3 protein-coding genes and 1 pseudogene are annotated in these 3,291 nt (G+C 72.0%); all 4 read right to left on the bottom strand.

The genetic code is table 11. The features are described 5' to 3' along the window. The coding region (locus G3N61_RS38410; protein ID WP_205825047.1) for an MMPL family transporter at positions 1 to 1,330 on the bottom strand (1,330 nt) is incomplete at its 3' end. After that, positions 1,330 to 1,986, bottom strand: coding sequence for an outer membrane lipoprotein carrier protein LolA (locus tag G3N61_RS38405; RefSeq protein ID WP_089451269.1), 657 nt, complete (start codon positions 1,984 to 1,986; stop codon positions 1,330 to 1,332). The genes G3N61_RS38410 and G3N61_RS38405, both read right to left, overlap by 1 nt. Further along, on the bottom strand, positions 1,983 to 2,960 hold the full coding sequence (locus tag G3N61_RS38400) for an acyl-CoA synthetase (RefSeq protein WP_089451268.1): 978 nt from the start codon (positions 2,958 to 2,960) through the stop codon (positions 1,983 to 1,985). The genes G3N61_RS38405 and G3N61_RS38400 overlap by 4 nt, the downstream gene beginning before the upstream one ends. After that, positions 2,957 to 3,291, bottom strand: a pseudogene (locus tag G3N61_RS38395) (beta-hydroxyacyl-ACP dehydratase); the annotation flags it as partial. The gene G3N61_RS38400 and the pseudogene G3N61_RS38395, both read right to left, overlap by 4 nt.

Raw genomic sequence — 3,291 nt, 5'->3', positions numbered from 1 at the left:
GCGGCCAGCGCAGCCGCGGTGCGGCGTCGGCCGCGCGCGCGAGTACGGCGCCGACCCGCGACACGTCGCGGATCGCGACATGTTCGCCGCGCAGGTGCGGCAGCACGAAGCGCGTGACGAGCGCGGCGGCCGTCAGCCCGACGATCGAATACAGCCCGAGCTGCACGAGGCCCGGGAAGCCGGAGAACAGCATCGACGCGAACCCGCACACGGAGGTCAGCACGCCGAGCCGGATCGTCGGCCAGTACGCGGCGACCCATGCGCGCGTCGCGTCGGCCGGGCGTGCCGCGCCGCGCGTGCCGGCCTGCGCCGATTGCACGAACAGGTAGATCGAATAGTCGACGGCTTCGCCGATCAGCGTCGTGCCGAAGCCGAGCGTCAGCCCGTGGACCGTGCCGAACGCGAGGCTGACCGCCGCGATTCCCGCCGCGACGCCCGTCAGCACCGGCAGCAAGCCGAGCGCGAGCGTGCGCGGCGAACGGTACAGCGTCAGCAGCAGCGCGACGATCAGCACGATGCTCGCCGTCGACAGCCGTTCGACGTCGTGCCGGATCGTGTCGCGCGTGTCGACCGAGAACACGCCGGGGCCCGTCATCGCGAGCGTGGTCGCGGCGGCGTTCGGCACGGCCTGCGTCGCGGCGGCGAACGCGCGGCGCACCGTGTCGATCGCACGGGCCTGCGCGTCGGTATCGGAACCGGCGGCGGCCGTCTGCACCACGAGAACGGCGCGCGTGCCGTCGCGCGACGCCCACACGCCGTCGCGGCTCGCCGGTTCCGCCGCGCTGTCGAGCTGGTCGACGAGCGTGGCGACTTCGCCGGTCGGGTCGCGCGGCAGCATCGCCTTGGCCACGAGGCCGGCCGACGAACTCAGCAGGTCGAGGCTGTCGCCGAGCGCCTGATGCAGGCCGGCGGCGCTGAAGCGCTGCGGCGTGACGGCCGGGCTCAGCAGGTAGCGGTGATCGAAGATGAACTGGCGGTCGCGCGCGTCATTCGCGGCTTCGCCGTTGTGAACGGCCGCGAACTGCGGATCGGTGCGCAGCGCGCCGGCGACGCGTCGCGACAGCGCGGCGCGCGTGGCGGCATCGCCGCCGTCGATCGCGACGAGGATCAGCCGCGACACGACGCCGTCGCGCAACTGATCGACGAGCACGCGCTGCCCGGCGCTCGGCGCGCTCGGCAGGAAGGCGGACAGGTCGGCCGTGAAGTGCGCGCGCCCGATCGCGACGCCGCACGCGAGAAGCGCGAGCAGCCACACGAGCACCGCGCGCTGCCGCAGCGTGTGCAGGCGGCGCGCGACCGGTGACGACGAGGGCCGGGTGCGTTCGTCCATCAGTTCGGGTTCGCGGGAACGGGTTGCAGGCGCATCACCGAACGGTCGCCGTCGGCCTGCCGGATCGCGACGCTGCGCAACACGTCGCGCGTGCCGTCGAGCGTGATCGTGCTGACGACCTTCAGCATCCGCGAGTCGAGCGGCGTGAGCGTCAGTGTCCAGTCGTCGCCGCGCCCGGCGAGCGCAACCTTGTACACCTGTTCGAGCGCGAAGCGGTTGCCGGCGAGCGTCGCGCGGATGCTGTCGATGAACGCGCCGAGTTCCGGGTAGCGCGCGAGCGCGAGCGTGTACTTGCGGTTGTTGCGTTCGACGGTGAGCATGTCGCCGTCGACGACGAGGTGTTCGGGCTTCGGGCTCAGCGTGTGCTTCTCGAGATGGTCGGGCGCGACGAACACGAGCTCGCCGGACGATTCGACCGGCTGCGTCGCGATCGACAGGTACTTCGTCTCGGTGAACGTCGCACGCCCCGACTTGTGCTGCGCAAGCGTCGACATCAGCCGGTCGAGGCTCCACGCCGGCCCCGTGTCGGCCGCCTGCGCGGGCGCGGCAGCCAGCGCGATCGCGGCGGCGGTTGCCGCGACGGCGACGGCCAGCGTGCGGACGGCAAGACGCAGCACGGACGGGAGCGTGGGCAGGCAGCGGCGAACGGCGGTCATGCGTCGGAATCCCTCGTGGCGGACAGGCCGGCACCGGCGCGCGCCGCGTCGCTGCGCGCAGCCGCGGCATCGCCGCCTTGCCAGAAATCGAAATAGTTGAACCAGTTGTACGGTGCCGCGCGGCAGTATTGGTCGAGCAGTGCGACATAGCGCGCGAGTGCCGCATCGACGGCCGCCGCGCGCGCGTCGCGCCGCACGTCGGAGAAGTCGGCGAGCGTCTCGAAGTGCACATCGTAGCGGTTGCCGTCGCGATAGAGGCCCGTCATGAAGATCACCGGCCGCTTCAACATCGCGGCCATGTAGAGCGGCCCGAGCGGAAACGCGGCCGGCGCGCCGAGCAGCGGCAGCCGCCGCAGCGATGCGGCAGACTCGTCGAGCAGCGTGCGGTCGGCGAGCATGCCGACCATGCAGTTCGCGTCGAGGCGCTCGCGCACCTTCAGCATCGAGTCGACCTGCCCGAGCGGAATCACTTCCGGCTGCGCGGCGGGATTCACCGCGGCGAGCGTCGCGTTGATCTTGCGCGCGTTCTTCTCGTACATCGTCACGACGACGCGCAGGTCCGGGTGCGTGCGGCCGATCGCGCGCACGACCTCGAAGCTGCCGAGATGCGCGCCCATCAGGAACGCGCCGCGTCCGCCCGCGAGCGCGTCATCGACGAGCGTCTCGCCGTGCAGCCGGATGTCGAACAGGTCGAAGCGCCCGTTCATCAGGTAGATGCGGTCGTGGATCGTCGCCGCGAACGTGAACACGTGCCGGTACACGTCGCGCCAGCGCGCGGGGCGGCCAAGCACGCGGCGCAGGTAGTCGCGCGACGCCGCGCACGCGACCGGCGAGAACAGCACGAAATACGTCGCGATCAGATGCAGCACGATACGCGCGCGCTGCCGGCCGAAGCGCAGCGAGATCCACGTCATCGCGCGCAGCAAGCCCGCGTTGCTGCGCTCCTGGCGTTCGGCCCACGCGGTGCGCTTCATGGCTGCGCGCCATCCTGCACGGCCGGCGGCGCGGACAGCACGCCGCTCGCGACCTCGCGCGCCCCGGTGCGCAGCGTGAAGCGGATCGCGCCGCTGGCGGCCGGGTCGAACGTGAGTTCGAGCGGTTCGCCGGGGGCGACCGGGCTCAGGAATTTAGCGGAACCGAGCCGCCACGTGTGCAGCGGGCGGTTCAGCGCCGTGCCGATCGCATGGATCGCGTGATCGAGCAGCACGACGCCCGGCACGACCGGGTGGCCGGGGAAGTGGCCGGACAGTGCCGGGTGGTCGGCGGGGATCGTGAACCCGAGCGCGGGCGTGACGAGCCAGGCTT

Origin of the sequence: Burkholderia sp. Ac-20349 (assembly GCF_017104865.1) — a bacterium.
GTDB lineage: Bacteria > Pseudomonadota > Gammaproteobacteria > Burkholderiales > Burkholderiaceae > Burkholderia > Burkholderia aenigmatica.
This window is presented reverse-complemented; position numbering and strand designations above follow the sequence as displayed.